General features: G+C 70.7%; 21 protein-coding genes and 2 riboswitches. Of the genes, 14 read left to right on the top strand and 7 right to left on the bottom strand.

Features of this window, described 5'->3' with window-relative positions; all coding sequences use genetic code 11:
* The first annotated feature begins 131 nt into the window (after window positions 1–131).
* Window positions 132–722 (top strand): DoxX family protein, encoded by a 591-nt coding sequence (locus tag FHU36_RS11125; RefSeq protein ID WP_185083641.1) that lies wholly within the window; start codon window positions 132–134, stop codon window positions 720–722.
* A gap of 7 nt (window positions 723–729) precedes the next feature.
* Here FHU36_RS11125 and FHU36_RS11120 read toward each other — a convergent pair whose 3' ends face one another.
* Window positions 730–2,043, bottom strand: coding sequence for an aminotransferase class V-fold PLP-dependent enzyme (locus FHU36_RS11120; RefSeq protein ID WP_185083640.1), 1,314 nt, complete (start codon window positions 2,041–2,043; stop codon window positions 730–732).
* A 46-nt stretch (window positions 2,044–2,089) separates the two neighbouring features.
* Window positions 2,090–2,205, bottom strand: a riboswitch (SAM riboswitch).
* A 110-nt stretch (window positions 2,206–2,315) separates the two neighbouring features.
* On the opposite strand from FHU36_RS11120, the gene FHU36_RS11115 reads away from it, so the two are divergent.
* Together FHU36_RS11115 and FHU36_RS11110 are read left to right on the top strand one after the other, a co-directional pair.
* Window positions 2,316–3,047 (top strand): TerC family protein, encoded by a 732-nt coding sequence (locus tag FHU36_RS11115; protein WP_185083639.1) that lies wholly within the window; start codon window positions 2,316–2,318, stop codon window positions 3,045–3,047.
* A gap of 9 nt (window positions 3,048–3,056) precedes the next feature.
* Window positions 3,057–4,247: a cytochrome P450 gene (locus tag FHU36_RS11110; protein WP_185083638.1), complete on the top strand. Its 1,191-nt coding sequence runs from the start codon at window positions 3,057–3,059 to the stop codon at window positions 4,245–4,247.
* A 6-nt stretch (window positions 4,248–4,253) separates the two neighbouring features.
* Here FHU36_RS11110 and FHU36_RS11105 read toward each other — a convergent pair whose 3' ends face one another.
* A complete protein-coding gene (locus FHU36_RS11105) occupies window positions 4,254–5,216 on the bottom strand; it encodes an SAM-dependent methyltransferase (RefSeq protein WP_185083637.1) in 963 nt (320 codons plus the stop codon).
* 435 nt (window positions 5,217–5,651) lie between these two features.
* On the opposite strand from FHU36_RS11105, the gene FHU36_RS11100 reads away from it, so the two are divergent.
* The 4 genes from FHU36_RS11100 (at window position 5,652) to FHU36_RS11085 (ending at window position 10,753) form a co-directional block, all read left to right on the top strand.
* A complete protein-coding gene (locus FHU36_RS11100) occupies window positions 5,652–6,542 on the top strand; it encodes a Rossmann-like and DUF2520 domain-containing protein (RefSeq protein ID WP_185083636.1) in 891 nt (296 codons plus the stop codon).
* Window positions 6,533–7,360, top strand: coding sequence for a pantoate--beta-alanine ligase (gene panC / locus FHU36_RS11095; protein ID WP_185083635.1), 828 nt, complete (start codon window positions 6,533–6,535; stop codon window positions 7,358–7,360). The genes FHU36_RS11100 and panC overlap by 10 nt, the downstream gene beginning before the upstream one ends.
* 77 nt (window positions 7,361–7,437) lie before the next feature.
* Window positions 7,438–9,966, top strand: coding sequence for an L-aspartate oxidase (locus FHU36_RS11090; protein WP_185083634.1), 2,529 nt, complete (start codon window positions 7,438–7,440; stop codon window positions 9,964–9,966).
* Window positions 9,967–9,970: 4 nt separating this feature from the next.
* Window positions 9,971–10,753 carry a type III pantothenate kinase gene (locus FHU36_RS11085; RefSeq protein WP_185083633.1) on the top strand — a complete coding sequence of 261 codons (783 nt, stop codon included), beginning with the start codon at window positions 9,971–9,973 and terminating at the stop codon, window positions 10,751–10,753.
* Between the two features lie 118 nt (window positions 10,754–10,871).
* Here the strand turns inward: FHU36_RS11085 and FHU36_RS11080 are convergent, their stop codons facing one another.
* Window positions 10,872–11,378 carry a hypothetical protein gene (locus FHU36_RS11080; RefSeq protein ID WP_185083632.1) on the bottom strand — a complete coding sequence of 169 codons (507 nt, stop codon included), beginning with the start codon at window positions 11,376–11,378 and terminating at the stop codon, window positions 10,872–10,874.
* Between the two features lie 170 nt (window positions 11,379–11,548).
* Between FHU36_RS11080 and lysX the strand changes: the two genes are divergently transcribed.
* Window positions 11,549–13,030 (top strand): bifunctional lysylphosphatidylglycerol synthetase/lysine--tRNA ligase LysX, encoded by a 1,482-nt coding sequence (lysX, locus tag FHU36_RS11075; protein ID WP_312891539.1) that lies wholly within the window; start codon window positions 11,549–11,551, stop codon window positions 13,028–13,030.
* 47 nt (window positions 13,031–13,077) lie between these two features.
* Here lysX and FHU36_RS11070 read toward each other — a convergent pair whose 3' ends face one another.
* Window positions 13,078–14,127, bottom strand: a complete 1,050-nt coding sequence (locus FHU36_RS11070; RefSeq protein WP_185083631.1) for a C40 family peptidase — start codon at window positions 14,125–14,127, stop codon at window positions 13,078–13,080.
* Between the two features lie 5 nt (window positions 14,128–14,132).
* A riboswitch (cyclic di-AMP (ydaO/yuaA leader) is annotated at window positions 14,133–14,289 on the bottom strand.
* 264 nt (window positions 14,290–14,553) lie between these two features.
* Between FHU36_RS11070 and FHU36_RS11065 the strand changes: the two genes are divergently transcribed.
* The 5 genes from FHU36_RS11065 (at window position 14,554) to FHU36_RS11045 (ending at window position 21,830) form a co-directional block, all read left to right on the top strand.
* On the top strand, window positions 14,554–15,123 hold the full coding sequence (locus tag FHU36_RS11065) for an amino-acid N-acetyltransferase (protein WP_185083630.1): 570 nt from the start codon (window positions 14,554–14,556) through the stop codon (window positions 15,121–15,123).
* Between the two features lie 85 nt (window positions 15,124–15,208).
* On the top strand, window positions 15,209–16,648 hold the full coding sequence (locus FHU36_RS46295; RefSeq protein WP_185083629.1) for an RDD family protein: 1,440 nt from the start codon (window positions 15,209–15,211) through the stop codon (window positions 16,646–16,648).
* Between the two features lie 111 nt (window positions 16,649–16,759).
* The gene (locus FHU36_RS11055; RefSeq protein WP_185083628.1) at window positions 16,760–17,242 is read left to right on the top strand and encodes an RDD family protein; all 483 of its coding nucleotides are present in this window, start codon (window positions 16,760–16,762) and stop codon (window positions 17,240–17,242) included.
* Between the two features lie 513 nt (window positions 17,243–17,755).
* Window positions 17,756–18,088, top strand: a complete 333-nt coding sequence (locus tag FHU36_RS11050) for a histone-like nucleoid-structuring protein Lsr2 (RefSeq protein ID WP_185083627.1) — start codon at window positions 17,756–17,758, stop codon at window positions 18,086–18,088.
* A 1,237-nt stretch (window positions 18,089–19,325) separates the two neighbouring features.
* On the top strand, window positions 19,326–21,830 hold the full coding sequence (locus FHU36_RS11045; protein WP_185083626.1) for an ATP-dependent Clp protease ATP-binding subunit: 2,505 nt from the start codon (window positions 19,326–19,328) through the stop codon (window positions 21,828–21,830).
* A gap of 186 nt (window positions 21,831–22,016) precedes the next feature.
* Here the strand turns inward: FHU36_RS11045 and FHU36_RS11040 are convergent, their stop codons facing one another.
* The 3 genes from FHU36_RS11040 to FHU36_RS45535 form a co-directional block, all read right to left on the bottom strand.
* Window positions 22,017–22,526 carry a hypothetical protein gene (locus tag FHU36_RS11040; RefSeq protein WP_185083625.1) on the bottom strand — a complete coding sequence of 170 codons (510 nt, stop codon included), beginning with the start codon at window positions 22,524–22,526 and terminating at the stop codon, window positions 22,017–22,019.
* Window positions 22,523–23,047 (bottom strand): RNA polymerase sigma factor, encoded by a 525-nt coding sequence (locus tag FHU36_RS11035; protein ID WP_185083624.1) that lies wholly within the window; start codon window positions 23,045–23,047, stop codon window positions 22,523–22,525. Before FHU36_RS11035 ends, FHU36_RS11040 begins: the two co-directional genes overlap by 4 nt.
* A 370-nt stretch (window positions 23,048–23,417) precedes the next feature.
* Window positions 23,418–23,546: a hypothetical protein gene (locus FHU36_RS45535; protein ID WP_281394166.1), complete on the bottom strand. Its 129-nt coding sequence runs from the start codon at window positions 23,544–23,546 to the stop codon at window positions 23,418–23,420.
* A gap of 102 nt (window positions 23,547–23,648) precedes the next feature.
* Here FHU36_RS45535 and FHU36_RS11030 point away from each other — a divergent pair, with 102 nt between their 5' ends.
* Window positions 23,649–24,281, top strand: a complete 633-nt coding sequence (locus tag FHU36_RS11030) for a TetR/AcrR family transcriptional regulator (protein ID WP_185084744.1) — start codon at window positions 23,649–23,651, stop codon at window positions 24,279–24,281.
* Window positions 24,282–24,530: the final 249 nt, after the last annotated feature.

The raw sequence follows: 24,530 nt of genomic DNA, 5'->3' as shown, positions 1-24,530 counted from the left end.
CGGCCGCCGGGGCGGGCCAGCGCAGGGGCGGACGCAGGGGCGGACGCCGGGGAGGGTCAAGGAACGGTATGGACGCGCATCCCGGATTCCGACGGGGGGACATATAGCAGGAAACGGGGGGAGAAACCACCATGAAGAGGTTTGTGTTCGACGTCACCGCGCTCATCGCGCGCGTGACGCTCGGCGTGATCCTCGTGGCGCACGGCTGGCAGAAGTGGCAGAGCGGCCTGGGAGCCACGACGCAGCAGTTCACCCAGACCGGAGTGCCGCTGCCCGAGGTCGCCGCCGCGTTCACGATCGCCGCCGAGGTGATCGGCGGCATCCTGCTGATCATCGGCTTCCTGGTACGGCTCGCGGCGCTCGCCTGGTTCGTCGTGGGGCTCGGCGCCATCGCCTTCGTCCACGCTCCGAACGGCATGTTCGTCAGCGATGGGGGCTGGGAGTTCGCCGCCGGGCTGGCCGCGCTCTGCCTCATGCTCATAGGAGCGGGCGGTGGCCGGTTCGGGATCGACGGGATCATCCACGGGGCCTGGTCACGCAAGAGGGAGCGGCGCCGCCTGGACAGGGAGGGCATCCCGGCGAGCGGGCCCGGCGGCGTGCCGCCGCAGGGCACCGCCCCGCAGGGCACCGCCCCGCGGGGTGACATGACCCGCGAGGACATGAGCGACATCGACTCGATGTTCACCGACGACCCCACCAAGCGCAGGCCACCCAACCGCTGACCCGGGGCTACGCGCGGGAGGCGAGGTCGCGCACGGCCGCGACCAGCCGGTCCACGTGCTCCTCGGTGGTGCCGATGCCGATCGACGCCCGCACCGCCGAGGCCGTGCCGTCCTCGCAGCCGCCGCCGGACTCGCCCAGCAGGTGCCGGAGGAACGGGTGCGCGCAGAACTTCCCGTCGCGCACCCCGATCCCGTACTCGCCGGACAGCGCCTCGGCGACCTCCCGCGCGGAGTAGCCGTCCACGGTGAACGAGACGATGCCCACGCGCGGGTGGTCCGGCCCCCACAGCGACAGTTCCCGCACCCCGGCGATCGCGGCCAGCCCGGCGCGCAGCCGCGCGATGAGCCGCTCCTCCTCGCACACCAGCGTGTCCCACCCGGTGGCGGTCAGCGCGTCGCAGGCGGCGGCGATGGCGATGGCGCCCAGCACGTTCGGCGTGCCCGCCTCGTGCCGCGGCTCCGGGTCGTCGTACCAGTCGACGCCGGCCGGCCCCTCGTCGGCGGTCCCCACCGAGCGGACCGCGCCGCCCCCCTTGAGGTACGGCTCGCCGGCCGCCAGCCAGTCGCGCCGACCGACCAGCACCCCGGCGCCGAACGGCGCGTACAGCTTGTGCCCGGAGAAGGCCACGTAGTCGAGGTCGAGGGCGGTCAGGTTGAGCGGCCGGTGCGGAACGAGTTGGGCGGCGTCGACCAGGACGCGGGCGCCGTGGCGGTGCGCGATGTGCGCCAGCGCCGCGATCGGCCACAGCTCGCCGGTGACGTTGGAGGCGGCGGTGACCACGAGCAGCTTGGGCCCGTCGACGGCCGCCAGCGCCTCGTCGGCCGCGCGCACCGCCTCGCCGGGGAAGGCGGGCGGCGCCAGGCGTACGGACCGCTCCCAGGGCAGCAGGGAGGCGTGGTGCTCGCTGTCGAACACCACGACGGTGGTGCCCTCGGGCAGGCAGCGGGCGAGCAGGTTGGTGGCGTCGGTGGTGTTGCGCGTGAAGACCACGGCGTCGTCGGGACGGGCGCCCGCGAACGCCCGCACGGTGTGGCGGGCCTGCTCGTAGCGGGCGGTGGTGAGCTGGGAGGCGTACCCCGCGCCGCGGTGCACGCTGGAGTATGCCGGGAGCGCGGCGGCGACGGCGGCGCTGACCGGCTCCAGACAGGGGGCGCTCGCGGCGTAGTCGAGGTTGGCGTACCCGACCAGCCGGCCGCCCTTGACCGGTACCTCCAGGTCGGCGCCCAGCACGGCCGGGATCGGCCGCGGCGCGTCAGGGCGGGGGTCGTGGGACGCGGCGGCCTGGGCCGGCACGGAGTTGAAGATCGTCAGAGTGGACACGGCGATACCTCCTACGGGGCCATCGGGCCCCCGGAAGCAGCCATGGAGCCCGCGCTTGCCCGCCACACCTCGTGACGGACCAGGTCCTCACCCGGGGCACCCCGCCGCGGACGCGAGGGTTGCCGGCCAGCGAGCCGGGGCTTGGCGCTGGCACTCATGACCTACGAGCTGCACTATAACCGACACTCACCCGTGATTCGCAACCGCGAACTCTCGGGACGCTTCAACCGTTGCCTCCGGGTACATCCCCCGAGAACCTTGGAGGTAAGGACATGTTGGACTGGGTGAGCGACCCGCAGATCTGGATAGGGTTCTTCACGCTCGTCGCCCTGGAGATCGTCCTGGGCATCGACAACATCATCTTCATCTCCATCCTGGCGGGCAAGCTGCCGCCCGAGCAGCGCGACAGAGCGCGGGTACTGGGGCTCGGAGCCGCGTTGATCTCGCGGTTGCTCCTGCTGCTGGCGCTGTCGTGGGTGGTGCGGCTGACGGAGCCGTTGTTCGAGGTGTTCGGCGAGGAGATCTCGGGGCGCGACCTGATCCTCCTGCTGGGCGGGCTCTTCCTGCTCGCCAAGAGCGTGACCGAGATCGGGCACAGCATGGAGCTGAAGGAGGGCGACGGCAAGAAGAGGGCCGCCACCTCCTTCACCTCGGTCATCGTCCAGATCATGATCCTGGACGTGGTCTTCTCCCTCGACTCGGTGATCACCGCGGTCGGCATGGTGGACGAGCTGGGCGTGATGATCGCGGCCGTGGTCGCGGCGGTCCTCGTGATGCTGGTCGCCTCCGGGCCGATCAGCAGGTTCGTGGACCGGCACCCGAGCATCAAGATGCTGGCCCTGGCGTTCCTCGTGCTCATCGGCGTGGTCCTCATCGCCGAGGGGCTCGACCAGCACATCCCCAAGGGCTACATCTACTTCGCGATGGCGTTCTCGGTCATCGTCGAGATGCTCAACATCCGGATGCGCAGCCGGCACACCAAGCAGCGGGAGACCACTCCGTAAGATGCAGGTGTGCGCTTTGACCCCTGGAATCCGGATTTCGTCGCCCACCCCTACGACGCCTACGCCGAGCTGAGGCGCGACGCGCCCGTCAGCTACTTCGAGCCGACCGGGCAGTGGCTGATCTCCCGGTACGCCGACGTCAACGCCCTGCTCAGGGATCGCCGGCTGGGCCGGGCCTACCTTCACACGGCCACCCACGAGGAGTTCGGGCGGGAGCCGGAGCCGGAGTTCCAGGAGCCGTTCTGGCGGGTGGTCAGGGCCGGCATGCTCGATGTCGAGCCGCCGGTCCACACCCGGTTGCGCCGCCTGGTCTCCCGGGCGTTCACCCCGCGCATGGTCGAGTCACTGCGGCCTCGGGTCCGCGCCATCGCCGCCGGCCTGGTCGACACGTTCGTGGAGAAGGGCGGCGGCGACCTGATCGCCGAGGTGGCCGAGCCGTTGCCGGTGACGGTGATCGCCGACATGCTCGGCGTGCCCGAGGCCGACCGTCCGCTGCTGCGCCCCTGGTCGGCGGACATCTGCGGCATGTACGAGCTCAACCCGTCGCCGGAGGCGCAGCACACGGCGGTCCGGGCGGCCGACGAGTTCGCCGGTTACCTCAGGGGCCTGGCCCGCGAGCGGGCGTCACGCCCCGGCGAGGACCTGATCTCCGCCCTGGCGCAGATCGACGAGCTGACCGAGGACGAGCTGGTCGGCACCTGCGTGCTGCTGCTGAACGCGGGCCACGAGGCCACCGTGAACGTGACCGGCAACGGCTGGTGGTCGCTGTTCCGCAACCCCGCCGAGCTGACCCGGCTGCGCGAGGATCGGAGCCTGCTGCCCACGGCGGTCGAGGAGCTGATGCGGTGGGACACCCCGCTGCAGATGTTCGAGCGGTGGGTGCTGGAGGACATCGAGGTGCACGGCACCCGGATCCCGCGCGGGAGCGAGGTGGCGCTGCTGTTCGGCTCGGCCAACCGCGACCCCGAGGTGTTCGCCGACCCCGACCGGCTCGACGTGGGGCGCGCCGACAACCCGCACATCTCGTTCGGGGCGGGCATCCACTTCTGCCTCGGCGCGCCGCTGGCCCGCATCGAGCTGATCGAGTCGTTCGGGGCGCTGCTCGACCGGGCCGACCGGCTGGAGCTGCTGCGCGAGCCGGAGTGGAAGCCCGGCTACGTCATCCGCGGTCTTCACTCGCTGGACCTCGCGGTCGCCTAGCGGGAATCAGCGGGTCTGGGCGAGCCAGCCGAAGCCGCCCAGCCCGTTCGGATCGATCAGCTCGCCCTCCTCCGAAGCGCGTGCCAGCGCCCGCAGATATCCGCGCGGATCCTCTCGCGCCAGCTCCAGCGGCGGGCGGTGGCCGGTGACGCCCAGGGCGCGCAGCGCGGCCCGCTGTGTGGACAAGGTTGTGGATATCGCGCCGGCCCGCTCGCCGGCCGCGGCGCAGGCGTCGAGCGCCACATGCGCGGTGATGTCGCAGGTGCCGTCCGGTATGGGCGTCACGACCGAGCCGTCACGGTATCCGGTGAGCGTGCCATGAGGCGGCCGGTTATCCACAGGGTGTGCATAATCGATGGCGATCGCCCGGCCCCGGTCGAGCCGGGTCACGACCGACGCCCAGGCGGCGTCCCTGGGCCCGCCCAGCTCGACGCGCGCCCCCAGGGCGACCGGCGGCCACCATCGGTCGAGCCACGCGCGGTCGGCCGGCTCCAGCGGGCCGCCCAGCCGCTCCTCGCCCGTGCGGGTGTGCACCATGACCAGGCGTGGCCCGTCAGGTGTCTGCTCGGCCACGTCGAGCGGGACGTTGTCCAGCCACTCGTTCGCGATGGCCAGCCCGTGGATCGCGGCCGGGACGGTGGCGCTCCAGGCGATCGGCTCCGGCAGCCCGGCGGGCCGGGGGGACAGCTCGACGGCCGTGATGCGCAGCCGTTCGCGCAGTTTCGGACCGGCGGCCTCCAGCACGTGGCCCGCCAGCAGGCCCTCGCCGGCGCCGATGTCGACCAGGTCGAGCGTCGGCGGCCCGCCCAGCTCGGCGTCGACCTCCATGAGCAGCGCGAGGACCGCCTCGGCGAACGCGGGCGTGGCGCTGACCGAGGTGCGGAAGTGACCGGAGGGGCGTTCGCGCAGGTAGAAGCCGTCCTCGCCGTAGAGCGCGCGTTCCATCGCGGCACGCCAGGTGAGCCACATGCCTGGACTATCTCATGATCAGCGGTGACACGGAACGTGATCGCGTGACCGCGTGCTGTGGCGGCCTTGCGGTAACCTTTGCGTTGTCGCCGCGGCGCCGAGCCGGAGACGGCGCGCACGACGTAGAGCCCGGGCCGTTGACCGGTCCGGGCTCCGTCCGCCGGCCGGTCCAGTCGGCGGTTGGCCGGCCGCGCGTGCGCACCTCTCAAGGGGTCGCTGGTCAGGGGCGGGCGTCGGGTCCGGCGGTGGACTCGGCGCCCGCTGCCATCCGGTCAACCCCTCTCCTCATCTCTTTCGACAGGGGTGCACAGACTCGTGTGCCCTTGTCTGTTTTGTCGTTAACTCAACATGCGGCAAAACCCCCGTCACGTGCGCAGTCAGGCCCGGCCGTTACGCTGGGCGGCAGTGCCATCAGGTCGACAGGGGTGGGACGTCATGGACGCAAATGATCGGCCGGCACGGCTGGCCGTCGGAGTGCTGGGAGCGGGACGCGTGGGCTCCGCGCTCGGCGCGGCGCTCGCGCAGGCCGGGCACCGGATCGTCGCGGCGGGCGGGGTGTCCGACACCTCGATCAGGTGGGCCGCCGAGCGGCTGGGCGTCGTGCCCGTCCGGCCCGAGGACGTGGTCGCGGCGGCGGAGCTGATCCTGCTCACGGTGCCCGACGACGCGCTGCCCGACCTGGTGAACGGGCTGGCCGCCACCGGCGTCGAACTGCGGGGCAAGCTGCTGGTGCACACCAGCGGCGCCTACGGCCTGTCGGTGCTGGAGCCGGCGTCCCGGATGGGGGCGCTGCCGTTCGCGCTGCACCCGGTGATGACGTTCACCGGCCGTGACGACGACCTCAACCGGATCACCGGCTGCTCGTTCGGGGTGACGGCGCCGGACCCGCTGCGGCCCATCGCCGAGGCCCTGGTCATCGAGATGGGCGGCGAGCCGGTGTGGATCGCCGACTCCGACCGCGCCCTCTACCACGCGGCGCTGGCCGGGGCGGCCAACCACATGGTCACGCTCATCGCCGAGTCGTCGGAGCTGCTGCGCCGCATCGGCGTCGACCATCCCGGCCGGATGCTCGGCCCGCTGCTCGGCGCGGCCCTGGACAACGTGCTGCGGCTGGGCATCGCCGGGCTCACCGGTCCCGTGGTGCGCGGCGACGCGGGCACGGTGCGCAAGCACGTCGACGCGCTCATCCTGGCGGCACCCGAGGCGGCGGACGCCTACATCGCGCTCGCTAGGCTCACCGCCGACCGCGCGCTCGCCGCCGGGCTGCTGAAGCCCGAGGAGGCCGAGCGCCTGCTGGACGCGCTGGGAGGCAACATATGGACCTGATCGTCGCCGAGGACCGGTCCGACCTGGTCAAGGCCAGGGGGGAGGGGCGGGTGGCGCTGGTGCCCACGATGGGCGCGCTGCACGAGGGCCACCGCACGCTGATCCGCGAGGCTCGGGGCCGTGCCGACCAGGTCGTGGTGAGCATCTTCGTCAACCCCCTGCAGTTCGGGCCGAACGAGGACTACTCGCGCTATCCCCGCACGTTCGCCGCCGACCTGGAGGCGTGCCGGGAAGAGGGCGTGAGCGTGGTGTTCGCCCCCTCCGTGCAGACCATGTACCACCCCGACCGCCAGGTCGGGGTGAGCTCGGGCCTCATGGGCACGCTCGTGGAGGGCGCCAGCCGGCCGGGTCACTTCGACGGCGTGCTCACGGTCGTGCTCAAGCTGTTCAACCTGGTGAGCCCCGACCTCGCCGCCTTCGGCCAGAAGGACGCCCAGCAGCTCGCCCTGATCCGCCGCATGGTCGCCGACCTCGACCTGCCGATCGAGATCCTCGGCGTGCCCACGGTACGCGAGCCCGACGGGCTGGCCCTGTCGAGCCGCAACCGCTACCTGTCCGCCGACGACCGCCGGGTGGCGCTGTCCCTGTCCGGCGCCCTGCGCGCCGGCGCCGAGCGGTCCACCCCCGCCGAGGTCCGGGCGGCGGCGCGGGCGGTGCTGGACGAGGCGCCTCCCGGGCTGGCGGTCGACTACCTGGTGCTCGTGGATCCGGCCACGTTCACCGAGGTCCCCGACTCCTACGCCGGGGAGGCCGTGCTCGCGGTGGCCGCCAAGGTCGGCACCACCCGGCTCATCGACAACGTCACCGTGACGCTGTAGCCCCGCCCCCGGGATGGGGCATCCCGCGCCGGGCGTTATCGTCATTGTGACGAAATCGCTCCGACGAGGAGACCCCCATGAGTGCACCCGCGATCCCGCTGCGGTTGACCGCTCCCGCCCCGGGCTGGGTCGTCGAGGCCGACGTGGTCGTCGTGGGCTCCGGCATCGCCGGGCTCACCGTGGCGCTGCGGTACGCCGAGCTCGACCCCGCCGCCAAGGTCCTGGTCGTCACCAAGGACGTGCTCTCCTCCGGCTCCACCCGGTGGGCGCAGGGCGGCATCGCGGCCGTGCTCGACCCGGAGGACACACCCGAGGAGCACCTGAACGACACCCTGCTCGCCGGGGTCGGGCTGTGCGACGTGCGGGCCGTGCGGACGCTGGTCACCGAGGGGCCCGGCGCGCTGCGACGGCTGATGGCGCGCGGCGCGCGCTTCGACCGGACGGACGGCGGGCGGCTCCAGCTCACCCGCGAGGGCGGCCACCGGCGCGACCGCATCGTGCACGCGGGTGGCGACGCCACGGGTGCCGAGGTGCAGCGCGCCCTGGTCGAGGCGGTGCGGGCGAGCGCGATCGAGGTCGTCGAGCACGCGCTGGTGCTCGACCTGCTCAAGGACGCCCGCGGCCGGGCGCGCGGCGTGACGCTGCACGTCATGGGCGAGGGCGCGCGCGACGGGGTGGGCGCCGTGCACGCCGGGGCCGTGGTGCTGGCCACGGGCGGCATGGGCCAGGTCTACGCCGCCACGACCAACCCCGTCGTCTCCACCGGCGACGGGGTGGCGCTGGCGCTGCGGGCCGGAGCGGTGGTCCGCGACCTGGAGTTCGTCCAGTTCCACCCCACGGTGCTCTGGCTGGGCGAGGACTCGACCGGCCAGCAGCCGCTGATCTCCGAGGCGGTCAGGGGCGAGGGGGCGATCCTCGTCGACCACGCGGGTGAGGCGTTCATGCGTGACGTGCACGAGCTGGCCGACCTGGCCCCGCGTGACGTGGTGGCCAAGGCCATCATGCGCAGGATGCGCGAGAGCGGGCGCGACCACATGCTGCTCGACGGCCGCCACTTCGGCGAGGAGAGGTGGCGGGCCAGGTTCCCCACCATCCACGCGGTCTGCCGCGAGCACGGCGTCGACCCGGTCCGCGAGCCCATCCCCGTCGCCCCGGCCGCCCACTACGCCAGCGGCGGCGTCCGTACCGACCTGATGGGCCGCACGTCCATCGAGGGTCTGTACGCGTGCGGCGAGGTGGCCTGCACCGGCGTGCACGGCGCCAACCGGCTGGCGTCCAACTCGCTGCTGGAAGGGCTGGTGTTCGCCGAGCGCATAGCCGCGGACATCGCCCGCGACAACCGCGCCGGAGGCCGGCCGGAGCCGGGCGAGCCCGTCGCGAGCCGGACGCCGGACGGACTGGTCGACCCGCGCGCCAGGACCAGGATCCAGGCGCACATGAGCAGGGGGGCCGGCGTCCTGCGGGCCCGGGACTCCCTCGCCGGCACGGCCCGCGCGCTGCGCGACGCCCGCTGGACGCCCGTCCAGGTGGCGCCCTGCACCGAGTCCTGGGAGGCGACGAACCTGCTCACCGTCGCGACCGTGCTCACGGCCGCCGCGGTGGCCCGGCTGGAGACCCGCGGGTCGCACTGGCGCGAGGACCACCCCGAGCGTGACGACGACGAATGGCTGGGCCACCTGGACGTGACCCTGACCGAGGAGGGCCTGCAGATGACCTACACGCCGCACGGCGACGCCATTCCGGCGCGCCTGGAACAGGAGCTCGCCGGCGCCGGGCTCGATCCGGCCGAGGTGAACGCGCTCGTCGACCGGGCGCTCGCCGAGGACCTCCAGGAGGCCGGCGACGTGACGAGCCTGGCGACGATCCCGGCCGGACAGCGCGCGGTCGCCGACGTGGTCGCCCGCGCCGACGGCGTCGTGGCCGGGCTCGCCGCCGCCGAGGCCGTCTTCGTCCGGCTGGGCGCGGACCGCGTCGAGCGCGGGGCCAAGGACGGGGAGCGCGTCCGGGCGGGTGAGGTGTTGATGACCGTCGAGGGTCCCGTCCGCGGGCTCCTCACGGCGGAGCGCACGGCGCTCAACCTGCTGACGCACCTTTCGGGCGTCGCCACGCTCACCGCCAGGTGGGTGGAGGCGGTCAGCGGCACGAAGGCGCGCGTCCGGGACAGCCGCAAGACCCTGCCGGGGCTGCGGTCGCTGGAGAAGTACGCGGTGCGCTGCGGCGGCGGCGTCAACCACCGGATGTCGCTGTCGGACGCCGCGCTGATAAAGGACAACCACGTGGTGGCCGCGGGCGGCGTCGCCGAGGCGTTCCGCGCGGTCCGCGACCGCTACCCGGACCTGCCGATCGAGGTGGAGGTGGACCGGATCGACCAGATCGAGCCGGTGCTCGCCGAGGGCGCCGAGGAGATCCTGCTCGACAATTTCACTCCCGAGGATCTCGCCCATGCCGTTCAAATCGTGAAAAATCGGGCGCGACTGGAAGCCAGTGGGGGGTTGACCTTGGAATCGGCCCGTGATGTGGCCGAAACTGGCGTTGACTACCTTGCGGTGGGAGCGCTCACCCACTCGGCGCCGGCCCTTGACATCGCACTGGACCTACGGGGGTAATCGGATGCTGCTCACGATCGACGTCGGCAACACGCACACGGTGCTCGGCCTGTTCGAGGGCGATGAGGTCATCGAGCACTGGCGGCTCGCCACCGACCCGCGCCGCACCGCCGACGAGATCGCAGTCGTGCTCCAGGGCCTGCTCGAACAGTCCCCCCTGCTCAAGGGAGCCGACATCAGCGGCATCGCGATCTGCTCCACCGTGCCGAGCGTGCTCAACGAGATGCGCGAGATGTGCCGCCGCTACTACGGCGACGTCACCGCGGTCATCGTGGAGCCCGGCGTGCGCACCGGCGTGCCGGTCCGCATGGACAACCCCAAGGAGGTCGGCAGCGACCGCATCGTCAACGCGCTGGCCGCCATCGACCAGTACGGCGGGCCCTGCATCATCGTCGACTTCGGCACCGCCACCTCCTTCGACGCGGTGTCGGCCAAGGGCGAGTACGTCGGCGCCGTCACCGCCCCCGGCATTGAGATCTCCGTGGACGCCCTGGCTGCGGCGGGCGCCCAGCTCCACAAGGTCGAGCTGATCAGGCCCCGCTCGGTCATCGCCAAGAACACCGTCGAGGCGCTGCAGGCCGGCATCATCTACGGCTTCGCCGGCCAGGTCGACGGCATCGTCGAGCGGATGGCGGCCGAACTGGCCGACGACCCGGACGAGGTGACCGTGGTGGCGACCGGCGGACACGCGGGCCTGGTGATGGGCGAGTCCCGCTCGATCGACGTCCACGAGCCGTGGCTGACGCTCATCGGCCTGCGGCTCATCTACCAGCGCAACGTCACCTAGCCGTGAACGTCACCTGGCCGTGAACGTCGCCCGGGCCGGACGTCGTCCCGCCGGGAACGTGACAGGCGGCCCCCCGCTCGGGAAGGGGGCCGCCTGCCGGTTCGGGAAGCGTCGCCGGCTACTCGGTCTCGGCGGTGTAGAGGTGGCTCCACTGGCCGCACTTGGTGGTGTACGAGCCGTGCGGGCTCACCTGGCACACCTTGGCCCGGAGGCTGAAGACCTCGTCGGTCTCGAAGTGGAACTTCCGGTAGCCGGGGAAGCCGCAGTACTTCCTGGTGTAGACGGTCGACCAGTGGTGGTCGAAGTCGCTGGCCTGGAACTTCACGTACGCGCACTTGCCGCCCTTGGCGTAGGTCCGGTTGTCCAGGTCGTACAGCCGGCCCTTGACGTGGACCGTGTTGGACTCCTGCTCGTCGTCCCACTCGACGCCGATCCACCCCTGCGCCTTGGCCAGGCCGTGCCTGGCGTGGACGGGGCCCCAGGAGTCGGCGAAGTCGTAGCCGGAGGACGTCGCGGTGGTCGTGGTGGCGGTCGTGGTGGTGGCGCCGGCGGCCGAAGGCAGTGACAGGGCCATCGCGGTGGTGGCTGCGACGGCGAGGGCACCGGTCGCGATCCTCTTCATCATGATCTCTCCTCGGACTCTCACCCGGGCCGGCGCCCTGCCGGTCCCCCCCAGGAGTCCCTGAGTCATGAGTAGGCGAGAGGCCTTGCAGTGCCCCTTCAGCGCCCCTTCAGCGCCCCTGCGAGGGGCCGACGAGCCCTTGCAGTTCGCCATATCCCCTACGCTTTGATGGTGTGAGCGACGAACTTCCCGAGCAGATGCGAATCCGGAGGGAGAAGCTCGACCGCCTTCGCAGCGACGGCGTCGATCCTTACCCGGTCAATTTCCCGCGCACCGCGACCAACGCCGAGGTCCGGGAGCGTCACCAGGGCCTGGAGCCCGACACCGCCACCGGCGAAACGGTCGCGGTCACGGGCCGCGTGATGCTCAACCGGGTGGGCGGCAAGCTCTGCTTCGCCACGTTGCGCGACGGCAGCGCCGACCTACAGGTGATGATCTCCCTCGACAAGGTGGGCGAGGAGTCGCTGGCCGCCTGGAAGCGCGACGTCGACCTCGGTGACCACGTGGGCGTGACGGGCGAGGTGATCACCTCCCGCCGCGGGGAGCTGTCGATCCTGGCCGACCGCTGGGAGATCACCGCCAAGTGCCTGCGCCCCCTGCCGGAGAAGCACATCGGCCTCACCGACCCCGAGGCCCGGGTCCGCCAGCGCTACGTCGACCTCATCGTCAACGACGAGGCCCGGCAGATGGCCCGGCTACGCAGCGCCACCGTGCGCGCCGTGCGCGACTTCTGGCACGAGGAGGGCTACCTCGAGGTCGAGACGCCGATGCTGCAGCCGATCCACGGCGGCGCTTCGGCCCGGCCGTTCAGGACCCACATCAACGCCTACGACATGGAGCTCTACCTTCGCATCGCGATCGAGCTCTACCTCAAGAGGCTGGTCGTCGGCGGCATCGAGAAGGTCTTCGAGATCAACCGCAACTTCCGCAACGAGGGCGCCGACTCCACGCACAACCCCGAGTTCACCATGATCGAGGCCTACGGCACCTACCTCGACTACCACGACATGGCCGACCTGACCCAGCGGATGTACCAGAAGGCCGTCGTCGCGGCGCTCGGCACCACCGTGGTCAGGCACGGCGACACCGAGGTGGACCTCGGCCTGGAGCGGTGGCCGCGGGTGCCCCTCTACACCCTGGTCTCCGACGCGGTCGGCGAGGAGATCACCACCGCCACCGCGCTGGAGCGGGTGCGCGCGCTGGCCGACAAGCACGACGTCCACTGGGACCCGAAGTGGGGCCAGGGCAAGGTCGTCCAGGAGCTGTTCGAGGAGCTCGTCGAGCACACGCTCGTCCAGCCCACGTTCGTGATGGACTACCCGCTGGAGACCTCGCCGCTCGCCCGCACCCACCGCCACGACCCGCTGCTCACCGAGAAGTGGGACCTGATCGGGTTCGGCACCGAGCTGGGCACCGCCTACTCCGAGCTCAACGACCCGATCGAGCAGCGCCGCCGCCTGGTCGAGCAGTCGCTGCTGGCCGCCGGCGGCGACGCCGAGGCCATGCAGCTCGACGAGGACTTCCTGCAGGCCCTCGAATACGCCATGCCCCCGACGGGCGGCATGGGCGCCGGCATCGACCGGATGATCATGGCCTTCACGGGCAAGAACATCCGCGAGACCATCCTCTTCCCGCTGGTCAAGCCGACGCACTGAGCGCGGGTGGCGGGACACTCCGGTGTCCCGCCCCACCGGGCGGCGCCTCAGTCGGCGACGCGGACGGCCCCTGCGAAGGGACGGCGGGCGATCGAGGCGACGCGCACGACGTCGCCCGTGCGCGGCGCGTGGACCATCAGGCCGCCGCCGAGGTAGATGCCGACGTGGTGCAGGTCGTTGTAGAAGAACACCAGGTCGCCCGCGCGCAGCTCCTCCTTGGAGATGTGCCGCCCCGCGGTCCACTGGCTGCCGGTGTAGTGCGGCAGCGAGATGCCGACCCGCTGGTAGGCCGCCATGACCAGCCCCGAGCAGTCGTAGGAGCCGGGCCCCTCGGCGCCCCACACGTACGGCTTGAGCTGCTGCGTGAGCGCCCACCGGGCGGCCTCGGCGGCCTTGCCCGAGCCCACGACGGGCAGGTTGACCCGCGTGGCCCGGGTGCCCGGCCGGCCGGCCTCGCCGACCGCGCGCCGGTAGAGGTTGCTTTCGACCTTGGCGACCATCTTCACGATCTTGTCGCGCTTGGCACCGAGGTCGGAGACGAGCTCGGTGACCTCCTCCATGCGGGTCTTGGCCTCGTCCCTGGCCCGCCTGGCCGACTCCATGGCGTCGAGGACCTGCTTGAGCTGCTCTCCCTGCTGCTGCGCCAGCGCGTACGTGGTGGCGGCGCTGTCGAGGAACTGCTCGGGGTCGCCGGAGCGGAGGAAGGGCAGGGACCGCCCGAGGGTGCCGCCCATGTACTGGCTCTCGACCACCTGGGCGGCCTTGGCGCGCTTGGCGGCCAGATCGGCCTCGCTGGCGTCCAGGGTCTTCTTGGCGGCCTCGGCCGTCTTCTTGGCGGACTTGAGCTTCTCCCGCTGGGCGTTGAACTGCTCGGCCAGCTTCTCGATGTCCAGATGCATCTGCTCGACCTGCTTGGCCAGCGAGTCGAGGGACGGCTTGGGGTCGGCGGCGGCCGGGGCGGCGGCGAGACCGGTGACGAGGGCTGTGGCGGCGACGAGGGCGGTGCCGAGGAGGGCGAGACGGCGCGGGCCGGTCTGTTGCGGAGGGCGGGCGGGTGTGCCCACTGAGGTCCTCTCGCGACCGCGCGTACGCTTCACCAATCGGCTCCTCTCATCGACGCCTACCGGGTTAGCTGACGGGTTCGGGCCGGAGCAGCCCTACCGAGCCGGAGCTCGGACTCACCCCAGTGATGGCGCTCTGGCGAGCTCGCCACCGGCGGGTCCCCGGTTCCCCGCGCGGGGATTGGGCGCGTCTCCGCGCGGGACGCGCGGGTGACATCGTCGCTGGACACTAGTGCACCTTGGGTTGGTGCTCAACCAGAACTGCCAACTCTGTAGAGGTTCAGCCACCGAAGAGTCACAAGGTGGTGTCCTGTCCTCTCGTCCAGGGCGACTTTACGCCCTGTTTGCCGTTGCTTGGGCCGCCGGTGGCCCGTCTTGTGTAGTCCGGAGCGATATGCCGGATGGAGTCGACAGGGCGGGATTTTGGGATGAGCCGTAATGGGATCTGTACGCTGGTAACCCATGGAGCAGGTCGCCGAAGTGACAGTCCCTGACACCGAAGTCGTGGTGCGGCGTGCCCGCACGTCCGATGTCAGGACGATCAGGCGCCTGGTCGACACCTACGCCGGTGCGGGTCCACGCCTCCTGGAGAAGGCCACCGTCACGCTGTACGAGGACATCCAGGAGTTCTGGGTGGCCGAGCGGGGCGGCGAGGTCGTCGGGTGTGGCGCGCTGCACGTTCTCTGGGAGGATCTGGCGGAGATCCGCACGGTCGCCGTGGACCCCGCGTCCCGGGGCCTGGGGATCGGTCACCGGATCGTCTCCGCGTTGATCCGCACGGCGAGGGATCTGGGGCTCAGGCGGGTTTTCTGCCTGACTTTCGAGGTCGACTTCTTCGCCAGGCACGGGTTCCGTCCCATTCAAGGCACCCCCGTCTCACCTGAGGTCTACGCCGAACTGCTGGCCTCGTACGACGAGGGTGTGGCCGAGTTCCTCGATCTCGAACACGTCAAGCCGAACACCCTGGGCAACACCCGCATGCTGCTCCATCTGACATCGGGTGACGCAGGCCTTGACGCACAGGAAAGGTGATTGTTGATACCTATGTCGATACGTTGGGCAGCACAGGCATGTGTCCTGACACGTGCCACACGCGCACGCGAAGCGAGGTGACACGGTGAGCACCGGACAGCCGCCGTATCCGCAGGACGATTCCGGCGAGCACGCTCCCGGATCTCCTCCCTACGGACAGCACAACCCCAACCGCCCCCACGGCGAGCCCGACCCCGACGCGACGATCGTGGGCTACCGGGCCGACGACTACGCCCAGCCCGGCTACGGGCAGCAGGCGCAGTCCCAGCCCGGCTACGGCCAGGGCCAGCCCCAGTACGGCGGCCAGCCCGGCTACGGCCAGCCCGCGCAGCCCCCGTACGGGCAGCCGGGCTACGGCCAGCCGGACCCCTCCGGCCAGCAGTACGGCCAGCCGGGCCACGGTCAGCCCGGTTACGGTCAGCAGCCGCAGTACGGCCAGCAGCCCGACTACGGGCAGGGCCAGCCCGGCTACGGCCAGCAGGGCCAGCCCGGTTACGGCCAGCAGCCGCAGCCCGGTTACGGGCAGCAGGGGCAGTCGCAGCCGGGTTACGGCCAGCAGGACCCCTCCGGGCAGCAGTACGGGCAGCCGGGTTACGGCCAGCAGGACCCCTCGGGGCAGCAGTACGGGCAGCCGGGTTACGGCCAGCAGCCGCAGTACGGCCAGCAGCCGGCCTCGCAGCCCGACTACGGCCAGCAGGGCCAGCCGGGTTACGGCCAGCAGCCGCAGCCCGGTTACGGGCAGCAGGGGCAGTCACAGCCGGGCTACGGCCCGCAGGACCCCTCCGGCCAGCAGTACGCCTACGGGCAGCAGCCGCCGTCCGGCCAGCAGTACGGTCAGCCGGGGTACGCCCAACCGGGCTACGGTCAGCAGCCGCAGCCCGGTTACGGGCAGCAGGACCCCTCCGGGCAGCAGTACGGTCAGCCGGGTTACGGCCAGCAGCCGCAGCCCGGCTACGGCCAGCCCGGCCAGTACGGGCAACCCGGCTACGGCCCGGTGGGCGTGCAGCCTCCCGGCGCTCCCGCCCCGCTGGCCGAGTGGTGGCAGCGGCTGGTGGCGCGCGTCATCGACGGCGTCATCTTCGGCGTGGTGACCGTCGTGATGACGATCATCTTCACGACGCTGCTGCTCGCCGGCTACAGCTGGGACAGCGGGCCCACGCCCGGCCTCAGCGGCATCGTGGTCTCGTTCCTGCTGGCGCTGGTGCTCACGGCGCTGTACATCGCCTACGAGTTCTTCCTGACGAAGGCCAAGGGGCAGACCGTCGGCAAGATGGTCATGGGCATCAAGATCGTCCCGGTCGGCGGGCCCCTGCCGCCCGATGGTCTGGCCACCGACGTGGCGCTCAAGCGGGCCGCCGTGACCTGGGGCGGTTATCTCCTGACCGGCTTCCCCATCACGTTCCTCGCGACGCTGCTCGGCTGGGCGGTCGTGGCTGTCAACGGCGCCTCACAGCTGTGGGACAAGCCGCTTCAGCAGACGTTCGCCGACAAGGTCGGCAGGACGGTGGTGGTGAAGGTCAAGTAAGCCCTCCCGGGTGCGCGAACAGAGGTCGGCGGCTGGCCGGCCTCTGTTTTGTGTGCGAGGGCCGTACCAAAATGGGAGTCGGCCGGGTTCGCCGACGGGCGGGGTGAGGTTATGACCGGGACGCGGGCGGGCGCGGTGCCCGCGGAATGGTGGGAACGGCTCGCCGCGCGGCTCATTGAAGCTCTCGTCTTCGGGGTCTTCTATTACATTCTGTTCCTCGCGCTGTGGGGTGTCTTCCGGACTGTAGGGGTGCTGGACGCGTTCCAGGGGCGGCTGCCCGGCGTGTTCGCCTGGTTGCTGGCGGGGCTGGGTTATGCCGGCTACGACTGGTCCGCCCTTTCCCGGGGCGGGCGCACGTTCGGCAAGGCGATCATGAAGATTCACGTGGTGCCGGACGATCTTCCGCGGCGAGCTGTGCTGAAACGCTCGCTTGTGTATCCGGGACCTGCCATGCTGATGGGCATTCCGGGCGTCAATGTGCTGGCCGGAATCCTCGTCTTCGCCGTCGGGATGCTCATCCTGATCGACAGGCCGTTGCAGCGTGGGCCCCATGACAGGCTTGCCGGAACGCTGGTCGTCAAAGATCTTCGTTGACCGGCGAGGTCGCTGCTCGGGCGCCTTTCCGCAAAATTTTCGCTTGATCCGGTAAGGAGCCTGGAGAGACTGGCATTAGGCTATGGGGCATCTGGGTCGCCGATGCGGTGTCCCTGCCGCGCGTAGCCCGTGAGGCTGCCGCTATCGTCGGGTGCAGGCGTTGTCGCCTGATGCCGCATGAGGGCTGCTCATGCTCGGCCGCGCCGCGTGGGCATTAAGGGCGGCCCGCCGAACCCCTGTCCGCTGTGGAGGCGAGGACGAATGCAAGCCGTAACAGAGGTATTGTCAGCGCTCATCCCGCCGGCGGTCGTCGGTGGGGCCTTCATCTTTGGCGCGGTGAAGTTGCTCCGCGCGGAGGGGTCCTGGCGGCGCCCAAACCACCGGGATCAGGCCGAGTAGGGCAACTGATCGGCGAGTCAGGGGAATCCCTGCAGGGCTGAATTGTCTCCGCGCCTTTCCGGGTATATGTTTGGGCCAGCGAATGAAACAATGCTCCGGGAAAGGATTGCGTAGATGGCCAAGCAGATCCAGGAGATTCTCATCGATGACCTCGATGGCGGCGAGGCCAATGAGACGGTCAGCTTCGCTATTGACGGCGCCTCCTATGAGATTGACCTCAGCGACCTTAACGCCAAGAAGCTCCGGGACGCCCTCTCACCTTTCGTGCAGCACGCCCGCCGGGCCGGCGCCGTGTCCACGCGGAAGAAGGGGCGTGGCGGGCAGCGCGCGATGAGCCGCGAGAAGAGCTCGGAGATCCGTCAGTGGGCCAAGGCTCACGGCCTGCCCGTGAGCGAGCGGGGCCGTATCGCCTCCACCGTCGTGGAGAAGTACGAAGCGGCTCACTGAGAGGGCGGCTTCCGCTGACCATGCGCTTATGCCGTTCGCCTCGGACCCCGGCGAACGCCATAAGCGCATGATCATTTTCGGGGTCGTCCCGAATGCTGGACAACCCCGACGGTGAATGATCTTCGCTTGCCCGCTTTTTGCGGGCTTTTGGGCCTCGGATCGCTCTCCTTCCTGTCGGGGAATGCCGTGGGCGCAAGCTCTTTTGCTCCGGCGTCCGGCAAAAGAGGTTTCTTCATCCTGTCCCGTTCCACACAGGCTCATCGCCGTGCGCGGTCGCCGGTCCGGAGCACTGTTCTGCTCCACGCCTCTGTTCCGCGGCGTTCCCGTTCTCCACGGGCTGGCGTTTCTTCCGGGCCCGTTCCACGGCACCCGTTTCCCCGGGTCCTGTCACCGTGAGGCCCGTCCCGGGTGGCACCCGTTCCCCGGGTCCTGGAAGGCCCGTCCGGGCAGCCCCTGTTCTCGCGCGTCCGGCCCCCCGCCCGCCCTGTGAACGCGTACGCGGCCCCTCGGGCGCGGTCCCGGGCCCCTGCTCGCCGGGACCGGTCGCCGCGTGCGTGCATCCCCCGCCCGCGTACGACGCCCTCCCCGGGCGGTCCCTGCGGCCGATCGCCCGGCGTGTCGCCGCTCCGTGCCGTGGGCGGGCTCGTACGGGGTCGCGAGCTGTGATCCATCCACGCGGCACTGCCCGATTCCGGCGCGCACTCACGCGCGAACCGCAGGAATCCTCCGGGCGACTCACGGGCGGGGAATCCGGCAGGCGGGGGAGGGCCGGCGATCCGCCCTCGCGGTGGCCGGCGGGAATGGCGGGCCGTATCGGCGGGCCGTTCCGGGCGTGTGCCGGCGGCTATCTCGATCGGATTGGCGGGGATTTGGGTCCGGCACGTAGGATGAGCTCGTATGGGTTACGGACGCGACATCCGCGATGTACGGGCGAGGGCCGCCCTGGGCCTGCTCGCTCAAGCGTCCGAAGGCGATCCGTGTTGATCTGCCCGCGCCGAAGTGGTGATTTGCGGCCGCTTCACCGAGATCCCCTAAACATCGTTCGCTTGCGGCGTATCGGGAACACGTCACGCCCGAACGGTAGTTGGATAGAGGGTGAACGCCCTGCTCTCGGGGAACGTCTCTGCTATAGAGCGTGTCAGCGGCAGGAGGCACGGTTCGCCGAGCCAGGGCTAGCATGCGGGATGACGGGACCGGATTAACCGGCCTGACTGACCGCTCTGTGAGGAGCGACGAGATGTTCGAGAGGTTCACCGACCGAGCGAGGCGGGTTGTCGTCCTGGCGCAAGAAGAAGCCAGGATGCTCAACCACAACTACATCGGCACTGAGCACATTCTTCTTGGTTTGATCCATGAAGGAGAGGGCGTAGCCGCCAAGGCTCTGGAGAGCCTGGGCATCAGCCTTGAGGGTGTGCGTCAGCAGGTCGAGGAGATCATCGGCCAGGGCCAGTCGGCTCCGTCGGGGCACATTCCGTTCACCCCGCGGGCCAAGAAGGTTCTTGAGCTGTCGCTCCGTGAGGCTCTGCAACTGGGTCACAACTACATCGGCACCGAGCACATCCTGCTCGGGCTCATCCGCGAGGGTGAGGGTGTGGCGGCCCAGGTGCTGGTCAAGCTTGGAGCAGATCTCAACCGTGTCAGGCAGCAGGTCATCCAGTTGCTCCACGGCTACCAGGGCAAGGAGCCGGCCGCGGCCGGCGGCCCGCAGGAGTCGGCCCCGTCGACGTCCCTGGTGCTCGACCAGTTCGGCCGCAACCTGACCCAGGCCGCCCGCGAGGGCAAGCTGGATCCGGTCATCGGCCGCGAGAAGGAGATCGAGCGGGTCATGCAGGTCCTCTCCCGGAGGACCAAGAACAACCCCGTTCTGATCGGCGAGCCCGGCGTCGGCAAGACCGCCGTCGTCGAGGGCCTGTCCCAGAAGATCGTCAGAGGCGAGGTGCCCGAGACGCTGAAGGACAAGCAGCTCTACACGCTTGACCTCGGCGCCCTGGTGGCCGGTTCGCGCTACCGCGGTGACTTCGAGGAGCGCCTGAAGAAGGTGCTCAAGGAGATCCGCACCCGCGGCGACATCATCCTGTTCATCGACGAGCTGCACACGCTCGTGGGTGCGGGTGCCGCCGAGGGCGCGATCGACGCCGCCAGCATCCTCAAGCCGATGCTGGCCCGCGGCGAGCTGCAGACCATCGGCGCCACGACCCTCGACGAGTACCGCAAGTACCTCGAGAAGGACGCGGCGCTGGAGCGCCGGTTCCAGCCGATCCAGGTGGCCGAGCCCTCGCTCAGCCACACGATCGAGATCCTCAAGGGTCTGCGCGACCGCTACGAGGCGCACCACCGGGTGTCCATCACCGATGGCGCGCTGGTCGCCGCCGCGCAGCTGGCCGACCGCTACATCAGCGACCGCTACCTTCCCGACAAGGCGATCGACCTCATCGACGAGGCCGGTTCACGGATGCGCATCCGCCGGATGACCGCCCCGCCGGACCTGCGCGAGTACGACGAGAAGATCGCCAACGTCCGCCGCGACAAGGAGTCCGCGATCGACGCGCAGGACTTCGAGAAGGCGGCTGCCCTCCGCGACCAGGAGAAGCAGCTCCAGCTCAAGCGCGAGCGGCGGGAGAAGGAGTGGAAGGCCGGCGACATGGACGTCGTGGCCGAGGTCACCGAGGAGCTCATCGCCGAGGTCCTGGCGACCGCCACCGGCATCCCGGTCTTCAAGCTGACCGAGGAGGAGTCGCAGCGCCTGCTCCGCATGGAGGACGAGCTGCACAAGCGGATCATCGGTCAGGACGACGCCATCAAGGGTCTGTCCCGCTCGATCCGCCGCACGCGTGCGGGCCTGAAGGACCCGCGCCGTCCGGGTGGCTCCTTCATCTTCGCCGGCCCGTCCGGTGTCGGTAAGACCGAGCTGTCCAAGGCGCTGGCGGAGTTCCTCTTCGGCGACGAAGACGCTCTGATCAGCCTGGACATGTCGGAGTTCATGGAGAAGCACACCGTCTCCCGGCTGTTCGGCTCGCCTCCCGGCTACGTCGGTTACGAGGAGGGTGGCCAGCTCACCGAGAAGGTGCGGCGCAAGCCGTTCTCCGTGGTCCTCTTCGACGAGATCGAGAAGGCCCACCCCGACATCTTCAACTCGCTGCTGCAGATCCTGGAAGACGGTCGCCTGACCGACGCCCAGGGCCGCGTGGTGGACTTCAAGAACACGGTCATCATCATGACCACCAACCTCGGCACCCGCGACATCTCCAAGGGCATCGGGGTCGGGTTCGCCAAGTCCAACGACACCGAGTCCAACTACGAGCGGATGAAGGCCAAGGTGCAGGAGGAGCTCAAGCAGCACTTCCGGCCCGAGTTCCTCAACCGTGTCGACGACATCGTGGTCTTCCACCAGCTGACGCCGGCCGAGATCATCCAGATCGTGGATCTGATGCTCGCCCAGGTCGACGCCCGGCTCAAGGACCGCGACATGGGCCTGGAGGTCTCGCCCGAGGCCAAGCAGGTGCTCGCCGACCGTGGTTACGACCCGGTGATGGGCGCCCGTCCGCTGCGCCGCACCATCCAGCGTGAGCTGGAGGACTCGCTGTCGGAGAAGATCCTGTACGGCGAGCTCCGTCCGGGGCAGGTCGTCAAGGTCACCATCGAGGGCGAGGGCGACAACGCGAAGTTCATCTTCACCGGTGAGAACGCGCCCACCCAGGTCCCCGACTCGGCCGCGGCGATCGCCGGCTCGATCCAGCGCTGACGACGCAGGTCCGTCCGAAACCCCCGGGTGAGGGATCACCCGGGGGTTTCGCCTTTCCAGCCTCAGCCCAGGGCCAGGGTGGGGTCGAGCCCGGTTCCGCGGCGTCGAGTCCGGCCCCCTACCATCGGGCTTCCGCGAGGCGGCGCCCAGCCGGGTCCAGCTCGGCCGGTGGCCCGACCAGCGCGTTCACCCCTTCTCTCCGCCGGTGTCCCCGCCGGTGTCCCCGCCGGTCAGCTCGCGCAGGCGGCGCAGCAGCGCCGCCCGGCGGGCGTGGGCGCGTACGGCCAGCACCAGCGCCGCCGCGACGAACACGCCCCCGACGGCCAGCGCCGGCCCCGGGCCGGTGCAGCGCTGGACGGCGACGGCGGCCACGACCGTGGTGGTGGCCACCGAGGCGGCCAGGCCGATCCAGGCGGCGATCACCCGGTCGGTGGCGAACAGCGGCACCCGGCGCGTCAGCAGCCAGCCGCCGTAGCCGGTCCAGGCCAGGCAGATCACGAAGAACAGCGCGAACGCCAGGTGGGTGCGGCTCGGCAGCGGGCCGGGCTCGGTCCACCACAGCGCGGCCACGAACGCCACGCCGGCCAGCCCGGCCAGCAGCGCCGCCACGGCCCGGACGCGCCTGGCCGATGACAGCGACGGCTCCAGCCGTTCGATCAACTCCTGCGCCGACAGGCGCGGTCTCTCCTCGGTCATGGCCGGTGTCCCTTCTCCTCCAGGTGTGCACGCAGCAGGCGACGGGCGCGGTTGAGCCGGGACTTGACCGTGCCGGTGGGGATCCGGCAGATCTGCGCGCAGTCCTCCACCGGCAGGTCCTCCAGGTAGAACAGGACGAGGATCTCCCGCTCCGGCACCGGCAGCCCCGCCAGGGCGCTCACCAGCTCGGCGCGGTCCACCATGGCCTCGACCGGATCCTCGGTGACCGTGTCGTGGGCGGCGAGCGCCTCGTGCCCGTGGGTGTACTGGTCGCGCAGGCGGTCGGTCACCGACCGGCGGGCGATGGTGAACAGCCAGGGCGCGAACCGGCCGGGGTCACGCAGCCGGGGCAGGCCGCGGACCACGGCGAGCCAGATCTCCTGGGTCACGTCGTCGGCCTGTTCGGCGTCCAGCATGCGCCGCACGTACGTCCACACGGGCACCCGCCACCGGGCCACCAGTTCGGCCACCGCAGCGCGCTCGCCCAGCTGGGCGCGTAGCACCAGCAGCTCATCGGTCATCTCGTCCTCCCGTCACCCTGCACAGTCGGGTGGGGGACCGATCAGGTTCACCGCGTCATCAGGGAGTGCGCTGGTTCAGCGTCGCCCCGCATCGGCGAAGTCCGCCAAGCGGTGCTGACGTGCTCCGGCACGGCGCGGTCGATCAGGTCCAGCCCGTGTCGGCGGCCAGGACGTCCTCCAGCGCCGCCGGGTAGGGGTGCTCGGGGACGAGGCGGCCGCCCACTGTCCGGGCACCCCGCCCGTGCTCGCGAGGGCGGGAGTGAGGTCGCCGTGGGCGGGGGAGGGCCGGGGTGCCCGTCGTCGGCGCGGATCCGGGTCCTGACGGCCGCGCCCTCTTCGGGTGGGTGGGAATGATCAAGCGTGTCTCTCCTCAGCGGCCCTTCTTGCCGGGCAGCATCTTGGGCGGGACGGGACGGGGGTTGCTACGGATCTGTCCGCGGTACTGGTCGCGGTTCTTGCCGGACTTCACGTGGGCCGTGGGAGTGATGCGCAGATTCATGGGGTTCCTCTCGCTTGCAGTGCTCCCTAAACTTAGGATCAACCTAAGAACATGTCAAGAGTGATTTTAGGTTCGACCTATGAAATCGTGAGGATTGTGACGATGGGACTCCGGGAGCTGAAGAAGCGGCAGACCCGCCAGGCGATCTCCGACACCGCGACGCGGCTGTTCCTGGAGCGCGGCTTCGAGGCGGTGACCGTCGCCGAGATCGCGGCCGCCGCCCGGGTGGCCAAGGCGACCGTCGCCGGCTACTTCCCGCGGAAGGAGGACCTCGCGCTCGACTGCCACGAGACCTTCACCGCCGACCTGGCCCGCGCCGTCGTCGCCCGGCCGGAGGGCGAGTCGGCGCTGGCCGCCCTGCGTCGCGAGTTCCTGGCCGCGGTCGAGCGGCGCGAGCCCGGGGCCGGCTTCTCCGGTCCCGGCTTCGCCCGGATGGTCGCCGGCAGCCCCGCCCTCGCCTCCCGGCTGCGCGAGCTGCACGACCTGCGCGAGGACGCCCTCGCCCGGGCGCTCGCCGCCGACACCTCGGCCGCCCCCGGCGATCTCACGCCCAGGGTCGTGGCCGCCGTGCTCGCCGCGGCCCACCGGACCCTGTTCCGGCACGTTCTGGACCTGGTCGCGGCGGGTCGGAGCGACCAGGAGATCGCGGCCGCCGCGACCCGCTCAGCTCACCAGGTCGCCGGCCTGCTGGAGGCGTCCCTGGCCGATTACGCCGTCCGCGAAGCGCGATCATGATCGGCCCTCCCGGTGTCCGGCCGGTCACGGAGAGGGGCGGCGTTGCCGAATCGTTGGACGGGAAGGTGATTTGCGACGCCGGGTAGTACTACACTGCGTAGAGCGCTGCCAAGTCTGCCCCAAGTAAGCCACAAGGTCATTTACCTAGGGTGAGGCTGCTCCCTGGGGAGTACGCGGCAGTCAACCCAGGGCGGACGCGCTGCTTCGCCCCGATCGGGCAAGCTCGACAGGTCCCGCGCGACCCCCGAG

This window comes from Nonomuraea muscovyensis, from assembly GCF_014207745.1.
GTDB lineage: Bacteria > Actinomycetota > Actinomycetes > Streptosporangiales > Streptosporangiaceae > Nonomuraea > Nonomuraea muscovyensis.
This window is presented reverse-complemented; position numbering and strand designations above follow the sequence as displayed.